General features: G+C 74.5%; 1 protein-coding gene. It reads right to left on the bottom strand.

Annotated elements, in window-relative coordinates:
- A partial coding sequence (locus BHU15_RS37865; protein ID WP_368483243.1) for a trypsin-like peptidase domain-containing protein occupies positions 1 to 392 on the bottom strand: 392 nt, incomplete at both ends.

Raw genomic sequence — 392 nt, 5'->3', positions numbered from 1 at the left:
CCGTCGCGGCTGCCGCGCTCAGGGAGAGGGCGAGTCCGGCGGCACGGTGCTCCGTGTGCAGCGCCGTACCGACGACGCCCAGTACGGCGCCCGTCGCGGCGTCCAGTACCGGCCCACCCGCGGCCTCGCCGCCCAGGCGCAACGCGTCGCTGCCACCCGTGCCGATCGCCAACTCCAGCACCGTGTCCAGCAGATGGAAGCGATCGGTCGCCGTGTACGTCGCCGGTACGGTGCCCAGCAGGCGCGCCTGACGCCACCCGTGGGCGGCGATCCGTACGTAAGTCCCGGCCTCGGGGCTGTCCCTGGGCGACACCGGCAGTGGTCGCACGTCGAGGCCCTCGGTGCGCACGAGCGCGAGGCCCACCTCAGGCAGCGGAACGATCGCGTCGCCG

The organism is Streptomyces niveus (assembly GCF_001723055.1).
Taxonomy (GTDB): domain Bacteria; phylum Actinomycetota; class Actinomycetes; order Streptomycetales; family Streptomycetaceae; genus Streptomyces; species Streptomyces niveus.
Note: the sequence above shows the minus strand (reverse complement) of the source record. Positions and strands in the feature narration are given on the sequence as shown.